Below are 19,600 nucleotides of genomic sequence, written 5' to 3'. Positions count from 1 at the left end.
TCAGCAAGGGTGGGATTGGTTTATTATTAATTTGAGTCGTAGTAGAAAACTGCTTGTGACTCAATATAGATATAAAGATCAAACACCGTATAGATATGGTGTTCTTTTAGATAATCATGGAGGATTTATCTCATTAGGTGAAGATGATTTTACTCTGCAGACACTTCCTGCTCGCCAGTTAAAAAATGGACGGAAATTGCCTCTCCAGTGGATCATTAATGTACCTAAGTATAATATAAATTTAACAACACAAGTTGTCCGAAATGAACAATGGTTGGATACTCTCATTCCATATTGGCAAGGTCCAATAACAACGACAGGCTCCCATCAAGTAACAGGTTTTATGCAATTAACGGGATACTAGTATTAAATAGGTATTTCGATGCGAATAAAGCAGAGGGGAAGGGTTAATAGTTCGGTTTTTCCGATGTATTAGCTCTGAACAAGCGATTATTCTTGATCGAGAACAACGAGTAGACTTTTCTTATTCGTTTTTCTGTAAATTATTATAATAAATAAAGGGCATCTAATGAGTGATGTTATTAAGAATTTTTTTAAACTAGAGTCTGCCGGTGGGATTCTACTCGTGATTGCAGCAGCAATCGCAATGGTGGTTGCTAACTCTTCTTTGGCACCAATGTATAATACATTTTTGCATACTTATATTGGTGGTATGTCTGTCTCTCATTGGATTAATGACGGTTTAATGGCTGTCTTTTTCTTCTTAATTGGTTTAGAGGTAAAAAGAGAGTTACTTGAAGGAGCTTTAAAGTCTAAAGAAACCGCAATTTTCCCAGCAATTGCTGCGGTTGGTGGTATGCTTGCTCCTGCACTTGTTTACGTTGCGTTTAATCTGGGCGATCCAGAAGCACTATCCGGTTGGGCTATTCCTGCTGCTACCGATATTGCTTTTGCTCTGGGTATTATGGCATTACTTGGCAACCGTGTTCCTGTAAGCTTAAAAGTATTCTTACTTGCTCTAGCAATTATTGATGACCTTGGTGTTGTTGTAATTATTGCCTTCTTCTACACGAGTGATTTATCAATCTTAGCGCTTGTCATTGGTTTTATTATGACAGGGGTTCTGTTCTTATTAAATGCGAAGCACGTCTCTAAGATCCGTTGGTACTTATTGGTTGGCTTTATCTTATGGTTCAGCGTTCTTCAATCTGGTGTTCACGCTACATTAGCAGGTGTTGTGCTTGGATTTGCGATTCCATTAAAAGGTAATAAAGGTGAGCGTTCTCCACTGAAACATATGGAACATGCACTTCATCCTTATGTAGCGTTCTTGATTTTACCAATATTTGCTTTTGCCAATGCGGGTATTTCATTAGAAGGCGTCTCATTAGATAGCTTAACAACAACGTTACCACTAGGGGTTGCATTTGGTCTGTTTATTGGTAAACCACTAGGTATCTTTAGCTTCAGTTATATTGCAGTTAAATTAGGAGTAGCTAAACTACCGAAGGGGGTCAATATGGTCCATATCTTCGCGGTATCGGTGTTATGTGGTATTGGTTTTACCATGTCAATTTTCATCTCATCACTTGCCTTTGGTAGTGTATACCCTGAATTTGATAAGTTAGCCCGCCTTGGTATTTTGATGGGCTCGACATTAGCAGCCGTGATGGGCTACTTACTATTGAGAATATCTCTTCCAAAGAAAGCAAATGCTGAAGCTTAAATAAAACATTGAGTTAAATATAAAACACCTCGTTTGATACGGGGTGTTTTTTTATCTGATGAGTAAACTTAATTCCAGACAAAAAAAAGCCCAAACAAAGATTGAATGGGCAAAGGAATATAAGGAATTATGAAAAAGCAATGCAGTTGAATAAGATCAAATTTGGCGGCCTGCTAAATTTTAGTCGCTCTTTATCAACGGGTACTAATTCAGACTAGCCATATTTCATTTAGTTCAACAAAGATTCATTTTTTATTATTTTTTTGGATGCTAGCTTTTTTGGAGAGGGGGGTAAGATAAATAACAGGTAAAGAAAAACCCACTATCGATAAAAGCCAAGAGGCTAAATAGTGGGTTACTTGAATCAATCAAGAAAAAGCAGTGGAATTATGAACATAACATCAGACTTCGTATTTTTAAGATAGTTCAAAAAAAGCGAAGATAATGCCATTTTTATAATAAAAAGGTGCTTCACACCTCCAACCACTCACTATTTTGACAAAAATTGTCATAAATGGGATGCGAACTGGATAAGAACCTTTTATCCTAGAGGCAATTATTAAAAGGAAAGTTGAACATGATCATCAAACCTAGAATTCGTGGATTCATTTGTACAACCACTCACCCAGTTGGTTGTGAGCACAACGTTAAAGAACAAATTGCTCTGACTAAAGCACAAGGTCCCATTGTTAATGCACCAAAACGTGTATTGGTTGTTGGTTCTTCAAGTGGCTACGGTCTTTCTTCTCGTATTACTGCTGCATTCGGTGGCGGAGCGTCAACGATTGGTGTTTTCTTTGAAAAAGCAGCGACTGAGAAAAAACCAGGTACCGCAGGTTGGTATAATTCAGCAGCGTTTGATAAGTTTGCTAAAGAAGAAGGCCTATACTCTAAGAGTTTAAATGGTGATGCTTTTTCTAATGAAGCAAAACAAAAAACAATCGATCTAATCAAAGAAGATTTAGGTCAGATCGATATGGTTGTTTACTCTCTGGCCTCTCCAGTACGTAAAATGCCTGAAACAGGTGAAGTGATCCGTTCTTCATTAAAGCCAATTGGTGATACATATACAGCAACCGCTGTTGATACCAATAAAGATGCAATCATTGAAGCGTCGGTTGAACCAGCAACAGAGCAAGAGATCCAAGACACGGTTACTGTAATGGGTGGCGAAGATTGGGAACTTTGGATCAATGCATTATCTGATGCTGGCGTTCTAGCTGATGGTTGTAAAACGGTGGCTTATAGCTATATCGGTACTGAGCTGACTTGGCCTATCTACTGGGATGGCGCGCTAGGTAAAGCTAAAATGGATTTAGATCGTGCAGCAACAGCGCTAAACGAGAAACTGTCAGCGACAGGCGGCACTGCAAACGTAGCGGTTCTTAAATCTGTTGTGACTCAAGCAAGCTCTGCAATTCCGGTTATGCCTCTTTATATCGCAATGGTATTTAAGAAAATGCGTGAAGAAGGCGTACACGAAGGTTGCCAAGAGCAAATCCTACGTATGTTTAGCCAACGTCTATATAAAGAAGATGGTTCTGCACCAGAGGTAGACGACAACAACCGTCTACGTCTAGATGACTGGGAACTACGTGAAGACATTCAAAAACATTGTCGTGAGCTATGGCCACAAGTAACGACTGAGAACCTAAAAGATTTAACGGATTACGTTGAATACAAAGAAGAGTTCTTAAAACTGTTTGGTTTTGGCGTTGATGGTGTTGATTATGACGCAGACGTGAACCCAATGGTTGAGTTTGATGTTGCTGATATCTAATTAATTCTTTTGAGGATTAATAGCAGATAAAATAAAACCCCAGAGTGTTTCACATTCTGGGGTTTTTTATTGCCTCTCATTTAACGTAGAAGTAAATATATAATCAATCTGTTTAAGCGAGTAGGATCATAATGGTACCAGCTACCGTCATTAAGATATTTGCAATAGCGTAAGTACCAGCATAGCCTAATGCTGGAATGGTACTACGAGCGTGTTCATTCACCACATCCATTGCCGGGCCACAAGTACGAGCACCAATAATGGCACCAATCAATAAGGCACGGTTCATGTTCAGGATATAAGCCCCAACAAGGTACGCAAGAATTACGGGAATAACACTGACTATTAATGCCGCGGCTAATACTTTAAGACCATCTTCTGAGAAGTATTCAATAATATTACTACCCGCGCTGAGTCCAATACCAACCATGAAAACAAGCAGGCCAAGGTTTTTGGTCATGTTTAGTGCCCCTTGAGGAACATAGCCAAAAGTTGGGTGGTTTGCTCTTAAGAAGCCTAATGTAATCCCTGAGATTAGTAGACCAACGGCATTACCAAGCCCAAAGGTAACTTGACCAAAGCTCATGGTGATCATACCAAACATGATCCCAAGTATAAAAAAGCTACAGAACGCTAGCAGATCTGATACCTGACTATGGATGGAGATAAAGCCAATTTTGTCTGCGATATGGTGAACCTTACTTTTCTCACCACTTACCTGAAGGATGTCACCTTTTGCAAGGACGATATCATGCTCAATTGGCATTTCAATCTGTGCACGAACAACTCGATTTAAGAAACATCCATATTCAGACAGATTCAATTCAGATAAACGCTTGCCCGCAATATTGTCATTTTTTACCACGATCTCTTCTTCAGCAATACGCAAATCTAATAGGTTGCGATCAAAGACTTCTTTACCATTTCTGAAGCTAGGATCTAGACGAGCATGGCTATCAGGGTAACCCACCAATGCTATTTCATCACTTTGTTGCAGGATATAGTCGCCATCAGGGCTTGCAAGAATACCATTACGACGAATACGCTCAATGTGACAGCCTGTTTGGCGGTGAATGCCTAGTTCACGTAAGTTTTTACCATCTGTCCAGTCGATGAGCTCTTGACCCACACGGTAAGCTCGAATGATAGGAAGGTAAACTTTACGTTGACCTGCACTGCCAATGCCACGCTCTTGGGCGATTTGCATTGCGCTGTCTTGCAGATTTTGTTTTTGCAATTGAGGCAGTAAACGAGCCAATAAAATTAAGCTGGTTAAACCGATCAAATAAGAGAAAGCATAACCAACACTTAGGTTATCAATTACTTTACTGAACTCTACGCCTTCAGGAAGCGAGGCTAAACCAGAATTCAACGCATCTTTAGCGCCCACTAATACTGGGGTTGCTGTAAGCGCTCCTGCCATCATACCTGTTGAAAGACCGTAATCCAGTTTGAAGTAATGACCCGTTAAAAAACTGAGCCCGACAGCAGAGGTTAATACAACCAATACTAATAATAGGTAGTGTTTACCATCACGTAGGAAGATACCAAAAAAGTTTGGTCCTGCTTCAATGCCTACGCAAAAAATAAATAGCATGAACCCGATATTGAGAGAATCGGCACTAAAAGTATAACCAATACTACCCATAAAGAGGGCTGTGATGAGTACGCCAATAGAGCTGCCTAATTGGAAACTGCCAATTCTAATTTTGGCTATGAATAAGCCAAGAGAGAGAACAACGAATATAAGTAAGATATCGTTTTGCGCTAACAAAGTAGCAACATCAATGTTCACTGTATTTTGCCTGAAATATGGAATAAGAAAGTGTGATGCAAGTCTAACTTAAAAATGGTGATTGTATAACCATATTTATAAAGAAAACAAAAAAAAATCACCGCTCTAGGGCGGTGATTCAAAATACATTGGTGTGGGCTATAGATTAATCAAAAAGACCTAGGTTCTCTTTAGCATATGCTTCAAATTCTGTGCAGCCGCCAATGTGCTCTTGGTCTACAAAAATTTGAGGTACTGTATCTACAGGCTTACCGACTGTTTTTTCTAGATCTGCTTTTGAGATCCCTTCCGCATGAATATCAACATAACGATAGTTAAAATCTTCACGTTTTTCTTTTAGCGTATCAGCATGTTCTTTTGCACGAACACAAAATGGGCAACCAGGACGACCAAAAATAACTACAAACATAGTGTTAACTCCAAAATAGTAAGGGATGCGTATTACCGCAATCAATAGAGATACTATGCCTACGGTCATCTGCAAAGTAAAGATGATTTTACCTCTCCATCCAATAGGTAAAACCTATGGATAAAAAGGTAATAAAAAGAAGAGATTTTAAATAGAATCAATAAGGCTTATAAAAAAGAACCGACTTAACTAAAGTGGGTTCTTAAATGTTTTTTTGTACTGAAAAAGTTAGTGAGTGTTGTCTTTTTCATAGCGAGAGTCTTTTAACGCATCTTTTACACGTTTCAAATTGTCTCTAAATCCTGCACCACGACGTAAGGTAAAGCCTGTTGCTAATACATCGATAACGGTCATTTGTACAACACGGCTTGCCATTGGCATATAAACGTCAGTATCTTCTGGAACGTCTAAGCAAATAGCTAAAGAAGATATCTTCTCTAGTGGAGAGTCTTTCGCTGTAATAGCAATGACCGTTGCACCATTTAATTTAGCAAGCTCTGCAATCTCAACCAAACTCTTTGTCCGGCCAGTATGAGAGATTAATACGACAACGTCGTTTTCAGTACAGTTGATGCAACTCATACGCTGCATTACTATATCATCAAAGCACGTGATCGGAATATTAAAGCGGAAGAACTTATTCATGGCATCGTGTGCAACAGAAGCCGATGCGCCAAGACCAAAAAAAGAGATCTTTTTCGCTTGAGTTAATAAATCGACAGCACGATTAATTTGCATTGGGTCAAGGCTATTTTTAGCAACATCTAGGCATGCCATTGTTGATTCGAAAATTTTGTGTGTATAGGCGTCTGGGCCATCATTTTCTTCAACGTTACGGTTCACATAAGGTGTACCGTTCGCTAAGCTTTGTGCTAAGTGAAGTTTAAAATCAGGAAAGCCTTTCGTATCTAAACGGCGGCAAAAACGGTTAACCGTTGGTTCACTAACATCAGCCATTTTTGCTAATGTAGCGATACTAGAGTGAATGGCTGTTTGTGGTGAGGCCATGATTACTTCAGCAACTTTACGTTCTGACTTACTGAAATTATCTAAATTATTTTGTATTCTTTCAATTGTATTCATATGCACTCTTCTACATTCTGCTCTTAGTATAACCCTAGCCAGAATAACCTACTTTGGTTAACGCTATAAATATTTGATGAGAGCCAGTATATACGTTTGTAGGGTGTGGCTCTAACAAATGACGATCTTGAGTGTATTTTTATAACAATAATATGACAGAACTCTAAAAATACTTTCAATTTAGAAGGTGTTTTTAATGATTAAATTGAGCTTTATTGTAAATATTGGTGTGATCTTGTGATTAAATTTCAGACTTTCAGGAAAATAATTACGAAATACAGGTTACTTTATATGGAGATAAAATAACCTGTATGAGGTATTCTAAAAATTAATTTAGAATTGAATCTGTTAGCATGGTGAGTTGTGGAAGAGAGATCTCACTACTTTTTGCAAGGCATCTTTGCTCGATTAAGACATTTTCTAAGATATCTTTTGTTGTTAAAGGATTAGCAAGTACCACACGGAAAACAATCGTTGGTTGAGATTGGTAAGCTTCCGGCGTTAAGCGCGTTCGAGAAACAAATGATTTCCCCGTTTCACGTTGAGTTTTTTGGATATATTTAGTGAGATTATCCAAGTGATCATAGATTTCAACGGTTTGCTCTGGTGTTGCTAATTTCAAGGCTTCTTTTACTCGTTTTGGCACATAGCGATAAGTAAGCAGGCAAAGCTCTGGCGCTGATATTAATTCAAAATCATCTTGTTGTTGGATTAATTCAGAAAAATACTTAGCTTTCTCAATGCTTTGATTGATCAGTAGTTCATAACCTGGACGGCTAATAACATTAAAGCAAGAGTACAATAGCATTGCCATACCACTACGAGACCCTTCGAGTGTATGTCGACCGAGATCTTTTGAGCCTTTGCGTAAAATATACTCAGCGTGATGCTGAATAGACGACATAAGTTCAGGATCTTTAAATATCACCATACCTGCCCCCATAGGGACATAAAGCTGCTTATGTGCATCAATAGTGACAGAATCGGCTAAATCAATCCCATCTAAAAGGTGGCGATAAGTATTAGACATTAAAGTCGCACCACCCCAAGCAGCATCGACATGAAAATGACAGTTTTCACGTTGAGCGACTTCTGCTAGTTGGCGTAATGGGTCAATGCTTCCTGTTTCAGTTGTACCTGCAACACCAATAATGGCTAATGGCTTAATATTATTTTCTTTAGCGGCTGCGATTTTTAATTCTAGATCAGCTAAACAGATCCGGTTGTTGTTATCTGTTTTTACAGCAACGACACCATCTTGACCGATCCCTAATACATCAGCGGCTTTTTTTACTGAATAGTGACCACGCTCAGAAACAAATATAGCAAGCCCGCTGCATTTATAATGAGTTAAGGCCGCAAATAGACCTTGTTTAGCAATGCCTTCAAAATTACCTTCAGGTTTTAATAAACGGTTTCTTGCAACCCATAGCGCAGTGATATTAGCAACAGTACCACCAGAGCAAAAAGCCCCCAGAGAGTGATCGGCGCTGTGCATCCAGTGATGGTAAAAACCGTCTTTCTCACCATAAATAAGGCGATGCAAAATACCCAAAACTTGTCGCTCTAATGGGGTAAATGCTTTTGATGTTTCAATTTTGACTAGATTTTGATTCAAGGCGATCATGATCTTAGACAGCGGCATTAAAAAGTAAGGCAATGCCGATGTCATGTGACCAATAAAGCTTGGAGCTGAAGTATGAACAGATTGAGAAACTAACGTATTCAATAAATGCTCAGTATGTTCAGAAACATACGTAGGCGATTCAGGCATTGAGGAATCCGTAAAATCTTTCTCTATTTCAGTCAGAGATTTTTCCTCTGCCACAATATGCTCTCGTAAGAACTTATTTAGATTTTGAGAAAGTTCTTGCTCAATTTTACCAAGAGTAGAATCGGGCGCTTCCGGAACAGTAAAAATTCGCAGCATGCTTTCTAAATTGGCATCTGCTGTTTTGTTGTCTGTTACCATGGTATCTGTTCTATTTGTTGATGATTGAAAAGTAAAGATAGGTTCTCTTTACTGGCTCTGAGAGCACAATTTAGATCAAAATGAGTAAAAAGTCTTGTCCAAATGTGCAACTCAGGCGTCTGAAGGGGATAAATCGATTTGCTTGATTAAATAACCGACAACTTATTGGCAGCTGATTTTGCTAATCTCGGTTATTTTTTGATTATAAGCATTCAATGGGGCTTCAACGTCTTTTGGGTGACTTAAAATATCAGCAAAAGCAGAACGCAATTCATAGTTTTGCTTATGGGGCTGAGATTGGCGATCATCAAAAGTTACTTTTGCTATTTTGCCAAGTTCATCTTTATTTGTTGCTAATGCTTTAATTTCTTTTTGTTCTAGCTGTAACCAAGATTCAATTGATTGGTTAGTTTTGACTTTTGATGGATCATTTTTTAGATAAAAATCAACCGCAGCACGATTTAAGTCAAAGTGATGCTCACGACCTTCAAGGAACCATTCACCCACGCTATCTAATTTTGGATTTTTTTGAACTGTAATCGCAATTAGATCTTTATACCAAGTTAGCGATGCATCAACGTATTGGCTATATTTATTGCTTAAGCATTCAGTATCAGCAGCCTGAGTAGACGTTGTTAATAAAGCAAATGGTAAAATAAGAGCAGCAAGTTTCATTACAAATCCTTATAAATGAATCATTATTATTGGCTGTGATTGTAGGCATCGTATTGCTAAATGCAATTGAAACAACTCACAGTGTGATGCTTCCCTCTTAATTTACGATTGGAAAATTAATATTAGAGGGAAACAAAAAATAGCATTAAGAACGGCACAGACAAACTTAGGATAAAGCCACTAACAATGGCAATTGGAACACAACGAATACCGCCACAGTTTTGAATAACAGGTAGGGTAAAGTCCATTGCTGTTGCGCCTGCGTAACCAATTGAAGTCACAGGATAGCGATGAATTAGTGTTGGAATTAATAACAGAGCAACCAGTTCACGCATGAGTTCGTTTAAGAAAGCTGCGCCACCATAAACAGGGCCAAGGGCATCGCCGATTAAGATCCCGGCAAGTGAATACCATCCAAAGCCAGAGGCCATTGCTAAACCATGCTGTAAAGGAATATCTAAAAATAGAGCTGCGATTAGGCCACCGATAAGTGATGTTGATATGATCACCGCAGCAATAATAATTCCATGCTTATTAAGTAAAATTTGACGAAGAGATAGACCACTATTTCTTAGTTGAATACCGATAAGGAAAAGTAATAATAATAAAATTAACTCACTGGCTTTTTCAACCCATGAAAGGTCAATGCCACTTAATAAACCCACCAATAAACCACCAGCCACAGCAAGTAATAATTTCGCGGACTCAAGGATCATTTTGAATAATGGGAGTGTGTTTTTATTCCCTTCTGAATTAAGAGGGAAAATTTTATCCATGATGGGAAGAATGGCTAAATTACACACGCTGATAGAGATGAAAAACACAGCAGTAATTGTCACTATTTGATTTAGGTTTTGAGCTAAATTATCAAGCGCGGCGAGACTGAGCCCCATTAAAGCAAGTATGGCAGTAACTAAATGACTGGTTACGGCGTTAATGTGCTGAAGAGGCTTCTTTTTATGAAGAGGTATTAGATAACCAAATAGCAGCGGTAAAAAAACGAAGAGCATTCCAGAAAGCATAGTTTTGATCTCATCCATGAATAAGCCTTGAGAATATCAAGGCTTATTCATGACATCAATATAAGTTATCTATTTTTAGTGGTTAAATTATAAACCACTGTTTTTTAATGTTTCTTTAATGCGATTCTTGAACTGAGTGTCTGTGAGATTACTGAGCGTATAGAGGGCCTCTGCCCCTTCTAGCGTAATTTCAATTTCATGTTCATCAAGGCTGTCATCTTTATTTCTAAACAATAATATATGATTAGCAATACGAGCAATATTTAAATAACTTACCTCGCAATTCGTTTTTGGCGACTGTTTGGTGTTTGTGGCAACCGCTAAAAAGTCACTATCAAATTGCCAGTGATTAAGTACATGATAGCTAGTATCGTTACACTCTTTATCAAAGATATAAAGAGCCAAATCTAGTTCTAAATAATTACCTTTCTCAAGATAATCATAATACTCGTTAACGAGGCAAAATAACCCAATATCCGCAAGTAATCCGGTAAGTAATGCTTTTTCTGGCTCTAAATAAGCGAGAGAATTATCGTCAGATGCCGCCATCATTTCCTGACAAACCATGGTCATGACTGCAGAAAACTCACGAGAGCGAGTGGCACTTTTACGAAGTAAAGCATTACATTCTTTATTTAAATCGCAAGAATGTTTTAGTTGCTCAATAGCTTGAGCGGTAACGATGTCTCGAACACGGAAAATACCAAGACGTGAAACGGCAGTTAAGACATCAGTACAAGTAATATTACGACGATTGAAAACAACAGAATTAGCCATACGAATGACGATAGCAGTGAGACTTGGATCCTCTAATAAAGCATCAGAGACATCTTTAATTAATGTTCCCTCAAGAGTACATAGTTTTTGAATTTTAAGTACGACATCAGGAATAGGAGGTAACTGGATATTACCTGATGCGATACTCTGAGAAGCTAAATCGCTAAACTCACTTCTTAATGCAGCTAGTACTTTTTCTTTATCGTGAGGTAACCAAAAAAACGATAAATGGTCCATTATAAATTCATACTTTTAAGTGATTAATGAATCATACAGTATTTTTATGATATCCCCAAAAAAACTAAAGAAAATGAGACGGCTTACCAAAAAGAGTGTTATTTAAATGGGTTATACGTTGAAAAGTTATTACGAAGAAATAAATAAGAGTCATTTTATTGGTGGTGTTATGTATTCTTGTGAAGTACATCAATGAATTAATAGGCACTCCTATGAGACTATAATGATAGCTAAGTCGGCAAAATTACTTACTTACCAACACAAATTAACATGAAGAATTGTGATCGAAGTTAAATAATTTGCTGTAGATTCAATGCTTAATATAAAAATAATAGAAAATAACAAGTTGTACGTTTATTATTCAATTGCTTGATGTCAAATTTATGACAGGGACGGGGGTCACTGAGTTTAAGATCAAGGAGATCGAAATGAGTCATCTAGAGGAACGCTTTTTTAATTTTGTAAAAAAACTGGGTCGATTTAATAAACGCTCGATGTTTGGTGGCGTTGGATTATTTACTGAAGACGCGATGTTTTCGCTCGTAACTGAGGGACGATTGTATGTTCGAGGTGGTGGGTTAGTTGATGAGCAATTTGAAAAGCTAGGTTGTGAACGTTTTAAGCATGTAAAGAAAACAACAATAGCGACAGTTAATTATTTTGATATCAGTGAGTTATTTGATAAAAAGCCTACGTTACTTTTAAATATCATTAAAGAAGCGATGGAAAACTCACGAGTAGAGCGAGAGTTCAAGAAGTCAAAAGAGAACCGTCGATTACGTGATTTACCGAATATGCAATTAACATTAGAAAGAATGGTAAAGAAAGCAGGTATTCCAGATGTTAATGCTTTTTTGAATACTGGCGCTGTTGATGTATTTAGGAAAGTAAATACCACATATGGTGGTGATGTTGATGTGAAATTGCTTTGGAAGTTTGCCGGTGCAGAGTCAGGTGTGCACTGGACATTATTGCAAGAGCCAACAAAAAAAGCGTTATTACAACAAGTGTGAGTATACCAATAAAAAAACCTCGTTATTCCTTTTGATTTATAGGTATAACGAGGTTTTTTTGCTCTAAACGTTAATAACTAAGCTTAGTTATTAAAGACTTAGTATTTAAAGCGTGCAGTTAGTAGTACTTGATCGCCGTAGATACCATTGAATCGACCTTCAGCACCGATTGAGAATAGCTCTGTAGAGTGGAATCGGCCGTAAACTGAGAACAACGTATCGTCGTGATCTTCAATTGATAGGTAACCAACTTTACCACCAACTTCAAGTTGAGGACCTAACCATTGGCGTACGCCTAAGTTAAGTTCCATACCAGTGTCATTCTTGTAATGATGGTTGTCATCAACTACGCGAAATAGCATTTCACCAGTAATATCAGCCCAGTTATTTACTGGAGCATGAAAACCTAAACCCGCAGCTAAATCGTAATCACGATCCAATTCAGAATCAATTGAAACAATAGCGTGTGCATTAGGGTGAATTGATTTACTAAAACCAGCACCGAATGTTGAAGGGCTAAATCCAATACGAGCTTCAACATAGTCATAGCTGAAGTTGCTCATGATTGAATTGTTTGGATCATTATCTGCTGCCATTGATGTTGCTGAAATAAACATTAGGCTTGAAGCTAAAAGTGTCTTACGGATCATGATATTTGAAACCTATCAAATTGAGTGCTGTAATTAAAAATATGCTCTAGATACTAACAGAAATGGGTATTTTTGCTAGATGGGAGTCTATAAAATTTAGAGTTACTGCAAGTTAGTCAAAAAATTAACATGTATTTGTTTTGTTTTAAATAAGCAAAATATAAGCCAAGACAAGTTATTTTACTGATTGGAATGAAAGTTTATCTTATAAATAGAGTTGTATTGCAGTGAGTGACTTAGGTAAACTGACAAAAATGGATAAAATTGGATAACAATATGAACGAATTAAGAAAGTACGCTGCAATTGGTGGCGCGGTTGCAATTATCGCTTGCTGGCCATTTGCCACAGGGAAGATTGGTGAAGCTATTTTTAAAGATGGGATTGCTTCTTATCATAATTCGATCATTGAGGTTGAATCTGTTTCTTATGATCGCGGTTATTTAAGCTCAACAGCACAAAGCCGAGTTCATGTTATTGATAAGGGATTGAGTGAAGAGCTAGAGCACGCGGGTTACCCAACAGAAGTGATTATTAATCATGATATTTCTCATGGACTATTCTCCGTATCTTCAGTGTCAACGTTTGATACAACGAGTGAAACATCAGAGTTTATTAAAGGATTAACATTAACCACAGAGAGCCAGCTAACAGGAACGACAGAATTACTGCTATCAAGTAAAGACACGAATTTCATAACAGAAGATCTTCAAGCTCAAGGGGTTGAAACGCTTTTCTTGGCGGCAAGTCAAGTTTCCGCTGTTATTGAAAAAGATGGTCAGTTCAATGTGTCATATCAATTACCTAAAACTGAAATACGCTTAGATAATCAGTCTGAAATGATTATTGATAATGTTGCGGGTCAAAGCGCTGGTCATTACCTTGGCGATATTTTCATTGGCGAAGCGAATGTTAGCATTGAGAAAATGTTATTAAATGATATTGAAAGCCAAATTAATAATGAGGTAAGAGGACTTAAATATACAAGCAGTAATCACTTAACTGAAGTAAAAGATAAGGCCGAAGACAATACCTTTACCTCTCGAAATGTACTGACGTTAGCAGAAGTGAATACCGACGCTGGAGTGCTTAAAGATGGTACTTTTGATATTAGTTTTGAAGACCTAAATTACGACGCGTTAATTAAACTGGTTCCGCTGCTTCAAGATCAAGAGTTGGACAATGATAAAATCCAACAACTTATGTTGGCATTTGATTTGTTAGCAGCCAAAGGTTTTAAAGTTAATATCAATCAATTCAGTGCTGAAGTCCTTGGCAGTAAAGTTGATAGTAGCATTAAATTAGCGCTACCTGCTGGTACGGCAAGAGCGTCTCAAAATGCAGATAAATTAGTTCAAACGCTAGATGGGAAAACGGAATTAGTTATTGCAAAGAAATTAGTTGATGAGACACCAGAATTACGTATGCAAATGGATGAATTATTGATTAATGAGTTTGCTGTAGAAGAGGGTGATAGTTACCGTTTATCTGCAACGATTGCAAATGGTCAAATTGAGTTGCTTAATGGGCAAAAAATGCCGTTGTTTATGCTATTAGGCTTTTTAAGCTATTTACGTTAACCGTCTTTTATTGAATCGAAATAGCTCACTAGGTGGGCTATTTTTTATCTAGAGATAATATTTGAGTGATTTAGTGAATTAGATCACTTTCTGATTTCCTTGTGAGAGAAAAGGTGGTATTAATTTCTATACATTATGTTATGTAAACATCTTTTATAAAATAGCAGGAGCCTTTGAGAAACATGGAAAAAGTATTTAACTTTTGTGCTGGTCCAGCAATGCTGCCAGTAGACGTTCTAGCCCAAGCTCAAAAGGAATTGGTGAATTGGAACGGTTTAGGCACTTCAGTGATGGAGATTAGCCACCGTAGTAAAGAGTTCATTAAAGTTGCGGAAGACTCTGAGCAAGATCTGCGTGATTTATTATCAATTCCTGAGAATTATAAAGTCTTGTTTTGCCAAGGTGGCGCACGAGCACAATTTGCAGCGGTTCCATTGAATCTACTTGGTGGAAACACTAAAGCGGATTATGTGGATGCGGGTTATTGGGCTCAAAGTGCGGTGACTGAAGCAAAAAAATATTGTACGCCGAATGTGATTGAAACCATTATTACTGTCGATGGCAAAAAAGCCGTTCAGCCTGCTGTTGAATGGGCATTAAGTGATGATGCGGCTTATGTGCATTTTTGTCCAAATGAAACCATTGACGGTATCGAAATTAATGATTTACCTGTCACAGATAAACCAATTGTCGCTGATATGTCGTCTACGATCTTATCGCGTCAAATTGACGTATCAAAATATGGTGTCATTTATGCCGGTGCGCAAAAGAACATTGGCCCAGCGGGCCTAACCATTGTTATTGTACGTGATGATTTACTTGAGCTAGCAGCAGAGGCACTTCCTAGTGTATTAAGCTATGGTGTATTGGCCGATAAAGAGTCAATGTTCAATACCCCACCAACATACGCTTGGTATCTTTCGGGTTTAGTTTTCAAATGGCTAAAAGCGCATGGTGGCATTGAAGCTATGGAGGCGCATAACCGTAAGAAAGCAGCGGTACTATACGATTATATTGATCACTCTGATTTCTATCGTAATGATGTTCATGCGAATAACCGATCTTTAATGAATGTTCCATTTCAATTAGCTAATCCTGAACTGGATGATACATTCTTATCATTAGCAGATGATGCAGGTCTAAAAGCCTTAAAAGGCCATAGAGCGGTTGGTGGTATGCGAGCATCGATTTATAACGCAATGCCATTAGAAGGTGTTCAAGCGTTAGTTGAATTTATGAAAGAATTTGAAACTAAATACGCGTAAGATTCTGGTTTTATCTAGTAACTAGATGAGCTAAATATCGAGTAAATAAAAAAGCCGATACTGAATAAACAGCATCGGCTTTTTTATGGTTTGAGAATAAGCGGGTGATTAACGAGCTAATGTTTTATTTAAAAACGTTGCCATAACTGATGGTAAGCACCATTGAGTGCTAGCAAGCTCTCATGTGTGCCTTGTTCCGTTATTTCACCGTGATCCATAAGGCAAATGTGGTCCATGTTTTCTAAATTAACCAAGCGGTGGGTAATAAATACCACGGTTTTATCTTTAATATGATCATTTAATACAGACATTATTTGTTGCTCTGTTTTTTGATCTAAGCCTTCGGTTGGTTCATCGAGTAGCACAATAGGAGCATTGTGTAATAAAGCGCGTGCAATACCAATACGGCGGCGCTCCCCACCAGAAAGTTGACGTCCGCCATCTCCTAGCCAGGTATTTAAGCCCTCATCAGCAGTAAGATCGCCTAGGCCGACCTTATTTAGTGTTTGGGCTAATAACTCATCATTTGCGTCATCGTTTGCGAGTAAGAGGTTATCCCTTAACGAGCCATTGAGAATATCAACACGCTGACTAACAACCGACATTGCGCAGCGTAGGCTTGATTCTTTCCACTTAGGCAGTTGGACACCATCAATGGCAATAGAGCCAGATTTAGGATCCCATTGACGAGTTAACAATTGCAACAAGGTTGATTTACCTGAGCCTGTTTGACCTACAATCGCCATTTTTTGACCTGCAAGCAGATCGAGTGAGACGTGTGTGATCGCATCGGTATCTGCATCAAGATATTGATAACTTACATTAGAGATTGTTAAGTTACCTTTTACCTCTTGAGTCACGCCATTTTCATCAAAGACAGTGTCTGGTTCAGCTGTGATGATTTCATTTAAGCGACGAGCAGAGCTTAATGTCTGGCCTAAATATTGGAAAGCGCCTGCAATTGGCATTAATAACTCAAAACTTGCCATTGTCGCAAAGGCCACCATTGCCACCATTGGATCCGGTGTCATGCCTGCAATACCATCGGCAGAGATCCACAGCATTAACAGCAGCGTCCAGCCATTAGCTAAAAGCAGCAAGCCATTAGCTAAGCCGGTCAATGTTGCCATGTGACGTTGATTAGATAATAGTGCGACTTGAGCATCAAGAATTCGTTGGTGATATTGCTCTTCTGCACCAAAGATACGCAGTTCAGCATTACCTTGAAGCCAATCTAAGGTTTTAATTCTCAATGTGGCTTTATTTTGAGTAAGATCTGCGCCATTTTTCTTACCTAACTGATAGAAAAGCGTTGGCCAGATAAACAGTAGCGAAAATAGAATCGCGCCAAGAGTCAGACCGATAGTAAGATCAAACCACGCAAGAAAAGCAGTTAGTCCGATAATGCCTAATGTACCCACAATAATTGGACTAATAAGACGCAGATAGACATGGTCCATCGCATCGACATCAGCGACAAGACGGTTTAATAAATCGGCATCACGTAGCTTTGAAAAGCGACCAGGAATTAACGGTATTAATTTTTTAAAGAAGAAAATACGTAATTCAGTCAGTAATTTAAAGGTAGCATTGTGGCTAACGACTCGTTCTCCCCAACGACCAGCAGTTCGGCCGATAGAGAAACCACGTACTGCTCCTGCAGGAAGCATATAGTTAAACGTTTCACGAGCAATGGTTAAACCAGCAAGAGCTGAGGCTGAAATAAACCAGCCTGAAATCGTTAATAAGCCGATAGATGCAAATAAGGTTGCAAAGCTAAGTAACATACCTAGTGTTAGGCCGAACCAATGTTTTTTGTATAATTTAATGTAAGGCAGTAAATCACGCATCAAGATCACCTTGCTTTGGTTGTTTTGCGGCAAGCATGGTTGCAAATAAGCCGGAGTCTTTAATTTCATCAAATGAACCTGATTGAACCACTTGACCTTTATCCATCACTAAAATGGTGTTCATCGCATGAAGTTGATCTAAACGATGGCTGATCATTAAGGTGGTTAGCCCTTGAGTCGCTTCATTTAAGCTCTTCATTACCAGACGTTCACTTTTGGCATCAAGACTAGCGGTTGGCTCATCTAAAATCCATAAGCGACCTTGTTGTAACAGCGCACGAGCTAACGCTAAACGTTGAGCTTGCCCAACAGATAAACCACCAGAGCGATCTGAAATTGCGTGCTGATAACCAAGATCATCAATAAATTCATTAGCAAAGGCTTGTTTGCTTGCTGAATCAAGTTGTTCTTTTGTGATCTCTTGTTTACCTAAGGTGATGTTTTCTTCGATGGTGCCATGAACTAAGGTAGGGTTTTGTCCAACCCAATTAATGTCTTGATACCACCGTTTTTTATCTAATTCAGATAGCTCTATGCCATTAATCTTAATGCTGCCTTGATAAGGTAAGAAACCCAATATGGCATTAATTAAGCTAGTTTTACCTGCGCCACTTGGACCGACTAAGGCCGTTTGAGAACCTTCCAAAAGATGAAAGCTGATAGGGCCTAATAACGTTTTATCATCGTGTGTAGTTACAACCAGATCGGTAACTTGAATATCAAGCGTGGTTGAATCAGACACTTTTTTAGTGCCTTTAGTTTGAGCATTAGTGTCAGTATTTAAAAACTCAACCAGAGATTCAGCAGCGCCGACAGCTTGTGCTTTTGCGTGGTAAAAAGTCCCTAAATCTCGCAGTGGTTGATAAAACTCAGGGGCAAGAATAAGGATAAATAAACCAGTAAATAAGGTTACAGTGGTTCCATAATGGCCAAAATCTAACTCACCAATAAAGGTAAAACCAAAGTAGACTGCAACGATAGCAATAGAAATAGAAGTGAAAAACTCTAATACTGCAGAGGATAAGAAAGCCAGTCTTAGTACTTCCATCGTGCGTTTACGAAATATTTCAGAAGCGCCATGTAAATGTTCTGTTTCTTGAGCGGTTTTATTGAATAAACGAATGGTCGTCATCGACTGTAGGCGATCATAAAAATGGCCTGACAAGCGTTGTAGCGCTTTAAAGTTACGGCGGTTAGCATCAGCCGCTCCCATACCAACCAGAGCCATAAATAAGGGAACTAATGGCGCGGTTAATAAGAACACTAAACCTGCAGCCCAGTTTTGTGGGAAGACGACAATCAAGATGGCAAAGGGAATTAATACGGATAAAGACATTTGTGGTAGATAGCGAGAGAAGAAATCTTGCATGTCTTCGACTTGTTCGAGTAATAAGGTTGCCCATGTACCTGCGGGCTTGCCTTTTATATAGGCAGGACCTAACTCTTGAAGTTTATTCATTACCAATTGGCGAATATGAACACGGATATACTCACCACAACGATAACCTGCGACTTCACGACCCCAACTGCAGGCTGCACGAATTGCAACAATAGCAAGAATGGCTACAAAGTGGGGGATAAGTTCATATTTATCAACTTGTTCAATGATCAGTTGATGCAAGATGTCAGCAAGTAATGCCGCTTGTGCTATGAGAAAAAGACTAGAAATAAAGCCAAGCCCAATAGAGAGGGTTAGCCATTTTTTTGCAAGTTTACTCTGACCTTTAAGCCATTGTCCTAACTCGCGCTGTTGATTTTTATCCATAATATGAAGGCTTACGTTTTGTATTATTTTACATACGTACAG

General features: G+C 38.4%; 16 protein-coding genes. 6 read left to right on the top strand and 10 right to left on the bottom strand.

Features of this window, described 5'->3' with window-relative positions; translation table 11 throughout:
• The 3 genes from PVK62_RS14555 to fabV all read left to right on the top strand — a co-directional run.
• The coding region (locus PVK62_RS14555; protein WP_274443425.1) for a lipocalin family protein at positions 1–364 on the top strand (364 nt) is incomplete at its 5' end.
• Positions 365–529: 165 nt separating this feature from the next.
• Positions 530–1,687, top strand: coding sequence for a Na+/H+ antiporter NhaA (gene nhaA / locus PVK62_RS14550; protein WP_274443424.1), 1,158 nt, complete (start codon positions 530–532; stop codon positions 1,685–1,687).
• A 577-nt stretch (positions 1,688–2,264) separates the two neighbouring features.
• Positions 2,265–3,467 (top strand): enoyl-ACP reductase FabV, encoded by a 1,203-nt coding sequence (gene fabV, locus PVK62_RS14545; protein WP_274443423.1) that lies wholly within the window; start codon positions 2,265–2,267, stop codon positions 3,465–3,467.
• Positions 3,468–3,579: 112 nt separating this feature from the next.
• Here fabV and PVK62_RS14540 read toward each other — a convergent pair whose 3' ends face one another.
• The 7 genes from PVK62_RS14540 to PVK62_RS14510 form a co-directional block, all read right to left on the bottom strand.
• Positions 3,580–5,262 carry an aspartate:alanine antiporter gene (locus PVK62_RS14540; protein ID WP_274443422.1) on the bottom strand — a complete coding sequence of 561 codons (1,683 nt, stop codon included), beginning with the start codon at positions 5,260–5,262 and terminating at the stop codon, positions 3,580–3,582.
• Between the two features lie 145 nt (positions 5,263–5,407).
• Positions 5,408–5,671 carry a GrxA family glutaredoxin gene (locus tag PVK62_RS14535; RefSeq protein WP_122035525.1) on the bottom strand — a complete coding sequence of 88 codons (264 nt, stop codon included), beginning with the start codon at positions 5,669–5,671 and terminating at the stop codon, positions 5,408–5,410.
• Positions 5,672–5,899: 228 nt separating this feature from the next.
• Complete coding sequence (locus PVK62_RS14530; RefSeq protein ID WP_274443421.1) at positions 5,900–6,754, bottom strand: MurR/RpiR family transcriptional regulator; 855 nt, start codon at positions 6,752–6,754, stop codon at positions 5,900–5,902.
• A 328-nt stretch (positions 6,755–7,082) separates the two neighbouring features.
• Positions 7,083–8,726, bottom strand: coding sequence for a pyridoxal-dependent aspartate 1-decarboxylase PanP (gene panP, locus PVK62_RS14525; RefSeq protein ID WP_274443420.1), 1,644 nt, complete (start codon positions 8,724–8,726; stop codon positions 7,083–7,085).
• 162 nt (positions 8,727–8,888) lie between these two features.
• Positions 8,889–9,401 (bottom strand): hypothetical protein, encoded by a 513-nt coding sequence (locus PVK62_RS14520; RefSeq protein WP_274443419.1) that lies wholly within the window; start codon positions 9,399–9,401, stop codon positions 8,889–8,891.
• 122 nt (positions 9,402–9,523) lie between these two features.
• On the bottom strand, positions 9,524–10,423 hold the full coding sequence (locus PVK62_RS14515) for a lysine exporter LysO family protein (RefSeq protein ID WP_274443433.1): 900 nt from the start codon (positions 10,421–10,423) through the stop codon (positions 9,524–9,526).
• Positions 10,424–10,510: 87 nt separating this feature from the next.
• A complete protein-coding gene (locus PVK62_RS14510; RefSeq protein ID WP_274443418.1) occupies positions 10,511–11,437 on the bottom strand; it encodes an HDOD domain-containing protein in 927 nt (308 codons plus the stop codon).
• Positions 11,438–11,820: 383 nt separating this feature from the next.
• On the opposite strand from PVK62_RS14510, the gene PVK62_RS14505 reads away from it, so the two are divergent.
• On the top strand, positions 11,821–12,450 hold the full coding sequence (locus PVK62_RS14505) for a TfoX/Sxy family DNA transformation protein (RefSeq protein WP_274443417.1): 630 nt from the start codon (positions 11,821–11,823) through the stop codon (positions 12,448–12,450).
• A 98-nt stretch (positions 12,451–12,548) separates the two neighbouring features.
• On the opposite strand, the gene PVK62_RS14500 is transcribed toward PVK62_RS14505, so the two are convergent.
• Entirely contained in the window at positions 12,549–13,097 is a 549-nt protein-coding gene (locus PVK62_RS14500) for a hypothetical protein (RefSeq protein ID WP_274443432.1), read from the bottom strand.
• Positions 13,098–13,376: 279 nt separating this feature from the next.
• On the opposite strand from PVK62_RS14500, the gene PVK62_RS14495 reads away from it, so the two are divergent.
• Together PVK62_RS14495 and serC are read left to right on the top strand one after the other, a co-directional pair.
• Entirely contained in the window at positions 13,377–14,678 is a 1,302-nt protein-coding gene (locus PVK62_RS14495; RefSeq protein WP_274443416.1) for a DUF945 family protein, read from the top strand.
• Between the two features lie 182 nt (positions 14,679–14,860).
• A complete protein-coding gene (gene serC, locus PVK62_RS14490; RefSeq protein ID WP_274443415.1) occupies positions 14,861–15,943 on the top strand; it encodes a 3-phosphoserine/phosphohydroxythreonine transaminase in 1,083 nt (360 codons plus the stop codon).
• A 128-nt stretch (positions 15,944–16,071) separates the two neighbouring features.
• On the opposite strand, the gene cydC is transcribed toward serC, so the two are convergent.
• Positions 16,072–17,793, bottom strand: a complete 1,722-nt coding sequence (gene cydC, locus PVK62_RS14485; RefSeq protein WP_274443413.1) for a heme ABC transporter ATP-binding protein/permease CydC — start codon at positions 17,791–17,793, stop codon at positions 16,072–16,074.
• Positions 17,786–19,558: a heme ABC transporter permease/ATP-binding protein CydD gene (gene cydD / locus PVK62_RS14480; RefSeq protein WP_274443412.1), complete on the bottom strand. Its 1,773-nt coding sequence runs from the start codon at positions 19,556–19,558 to the stop codon at positions 17,786–17,788. Before cydD ends, cydC begins: the two co-directional genes overlap by 8 nt.
• Positions 19,559–19,600 lie beyond the last annotated feature (42 nt).

The organism is Aliivibrio sp. S3MY1 (assembly GCF_028765575.1).
Classification (GTDB): domain Bacteria; phylum Pseudomonadota; class Gammaproteobacteria; order Enterobacterales; family Vibrionaceae; genus Aliivibrio.
The sequence above is the reverse complement of the archived record's forward strand: the minus strand, read 5'-3'. Positions and strand labels throughout refer to the sequence as shown.